This is a genomic window from Pseudomonas emilianonis (assembly GCF_023072625.1).
Lineage (GTDB): Bacteria > Pseudomonadota > Gammaproteobacteria > Pseudomonadales > Pseudomonadaceae > Aquipseudomonas > Aquipseudomonas paraveronii.
This window is the reverse complement of sequence record NZ_JAKNRV010000515.1, coordinates 1-2,817: the sequence shown is the minus strand read 5'-3', so window position 1 is coordinate 2,817 and position 2,817 is coordinate 1. Positions and strand designations below refer to the sequence as shown.

3 protein-coding genes are annotated in these 2,817 nt (G+C 63.0%); 2 read left to right on the top strand and 1 reads right to left on the bottom strand.

Features of this window, described 5'->3' with window-relative positions:
- A partial coding sequence (locus tag L9Z73_RS28595; protein WP_430624324.1) for a ComF family protein occupies positions 1-433 on the bottom strand: 433 nt, incomplete at its 3' end.
- Between the two features lie 92 nt (positions 434-525).
- On the opposite strand from L9Z73_RS28595, the gene bioB reads away from it, so the two are divergent.
- On the top strand, positions 526-1,581 hold the full coding sequence (gene bioB / locus L9Z73_RS28590; protein WP_247408151.1) for a biotin synthase BioB: 1,056 nt from the start codon (positions 526-528) through the stop codon (positions 1,579-1,581).
- Positions 1,582-1,763: 182 nt separating this feature from the next.
- Positions 1,764-2,817: 8-amino-7-oxononanoate synthase (gene bioF / locus L9Z73_RS28585; protein WP_247408149.1), on the top strand; the 1,054-nt coding region annotated here is incomplete at its 3' end.

Here is a 2,817-nt window from a genome sequence, read left to right as displayed (position 1 = left end):
GGTTATAGCCGCGCTCGCGCAGGCGTTTGCGCGCCATGGGCACGGGCAACAGGCAGTCGGGGCGCGGCAGTTCGGTGTTGTCGAAGCGGTGTTGCAGGTGGCGTCCCAGCAAACGGCCCAGCAGATGCCCGAGGGGCCAGCGTGCCTGATGCTTGAACCGGCTGATCAGCGTGTCGATGGGGAAGCTGTAGGTCCAGGCGGCGATGACCTGTTTAAAGGCCGGTGGGTGTTTCTGGCACTGGCCGCAGATCAGGCCGTCCATCGGCAAGGGCAGGGCGCAGACCTCGCACTGCTCCATCAGCCAGGGCAGCTCGGTTTCGCAGACGTTGCACACACAATCGGCTGACTCAGTCGCTTCGTCGCAGATTAAACAGTGCTGTGTGTTTTTTGACCATATGTAAACTTGGTGTTTGTGTCCAGGTTGACAGTGCATGAATCTTCCTTAAATATGCCGAGCATCCGTGTCGTGTCTGTGGGTATTGCCCTTCCCGCAGCGCTTGCCAAAGCATAATCAAGGAATCGCCCATGAGCGCCCGCACCACTGCCACCCTGCGTCACGATTGGTCCTTAGCTGAAGTCAAAGCACTGTTCGTGCAACCGTTCAATGACCTGTTGTTCCAGGCGCAGACCGTGCACCGCGCGCATTTCGATGCCAACCGTGTGCAGGTGTCGACCCTGCTGTCGATCAAAACCGGCGCCTGCCCGGAAGATTGCAAATATTGTCCGCAGTCGGGCCACTACAACACCGGCCTGGAAAAAGAAAAGCTGATGGAAGTGCAGAAGGTCCTCGAAGAGGCTGCCCGCGCCAAGGCCATCGGTTCGACCCGCTTCTGCATGGGCGCGGCGTGGAAACATCCGTCGGCCAAAGACATGCCTTATGTGCTGCAGATGGTCAAAGGCGTGAAGGCCATGGGCCTGGAAACCTGCATGACCCTCGGCCGTCTCGACCAGGACCAGACCGAAGCCCTGGCCCAGGCCGGCCTCGACTACTACAACCACAACCTCGATACGTCGCCGGAGTTCTACGGTTCGATCATCACTACCCGCACCTATGCCGAGCGCCTGCAAACCCTGGCCTACGTGCGTGATTCGGGGATGAAGATCTGCTCCGGCGGCATTCTCGGCATGGGCGAGTCCCTCGACGACCGCGCCAACCTGCTGATCCAACTGGCCAACCTACCGGAGCATCCGGAGTCGGTGCCGATCAACATGCTGGTGAAGGTGGCCGGGACGCCGCTGGAAAACGCCGAGGACATCGACCCGTTCGACTTTATCCGCATGCTGGCCGTGGCGCGCATCCTGATGCCGCAATCGCATGTGCGCCTGTCGGCCGGCCGTGAGGCGATGAACGAACAGATGCAGGCCCTGGCGTTCTTCGCCGGCGCCAACTCGATCTTCTACGGCGACAAACTGCTGACCACCGCCAACCCGCAGGCCGACAAGGACATGCAACTGTTCTCGCGCCTGGGCATCCTGCCGGAAGCGCGTGAAGAGCACGCCGATGAAGTCCACCAGGCGGCGATCGAGCAAGCGTTGGTTGAGCAGAAAAGCAGCGAGCAGTTCTACAACGCCGCAGTTTGATCCAAATGCGATCCAAATGTGGGAGGGGGCTTGTTGTGGCGAGCAAGCTTGCTTGCGCTGGGGTGCGAAGCGCCCCCCAAAGCCGGCGACTGCCGCGCCGCCGAGCGGGAGCAAGCTCCCTCGCCACAACAAGTTCGCTCTCACATTTTTGACCGAGTTCACCCTGCCAATCCGAGGCCTGCATGTCTTTCGATCTCGCCGCGCGTCTCGCTGCCCGTCGTGCCGAACACCTTTACCGCCACCGCCCACTGCTGCACAGCCCGCAAGGCCCGGAAGTGGTGGTGGACGGTCAACCGTTACTGGCGTTCTGCAATAACGACTACCTGGGCCTGGCCAATCACCCGCAGGTGATCGAGGCCTGGCGTGCCGGTGCGTCCCGTTGGGGTGTGGGCGGTGGCGCTTCGCACTTGGTGGTCGGGCATGCCACGCCGCACCATGAACTGGAAGAAGCCCTGGCGGACCTCACCGGGCGCCCGCGCGCGTTGCTGTTTACCACCGGTTACATGGCCAACCTCGGCGCGGTCACGGCGCTGGTGGGGCAGGGCGATACGGTGCTGGAAGACCGCCTCAACCATGCCTCATTGCTGGATGCCGGCCTGCTGTCCGGGGCGCGCTTCAATCGCTACCTGCACAACGACGCCGCCAGCCTGGCCAAGCGCCTGGAGAAAGCCACCGGCAATACCCTGGTGGTCACCGATGGCGTGTTCAGCATGGACGGCAACCTGGCCGACTTGCCGGCGCTGGCCCGTGAAACGCGGGCCAAAGGCGCCTGGTTGATGGTGGACGACGCCCATGGCTTCGGCCCGCTGGGCGCGAACGGCGGCGGCATCGTCGAGCATTTCGGCTTGAGCCAGGAAGACGTGCCGGTGCTGGTCGGCACCCTAGGCAAAGCGTTCGGCACTGCCGGCGCCTTTGTCGCGGGCAGTGAAGAGTTGATCGAAAGCCTGATCCAATTCGCCCGGCCCTACATCTATACCACCAGCCAACCCCCGGCCCTGGCCTGCGCCACCCTGAAAAGCCTGGAGCTGCTGCGTACCGAGCATTGGCGACGCGAGCACCTCAACAGCCTGATCCGCCAGTTCCGCCAGGGCGCCGAGCAGATCGGCCTGACGCTGATGGACAGCTTTACGCCGATTCAGCCGATCCTGATCGGCGAGAGTGCCAAGGCCATGGCGTTGTCGCGGATGTTGCGCGAGCGCGGCCTGATGGTCACGGCGATCCGCCCGCCCACCGTGC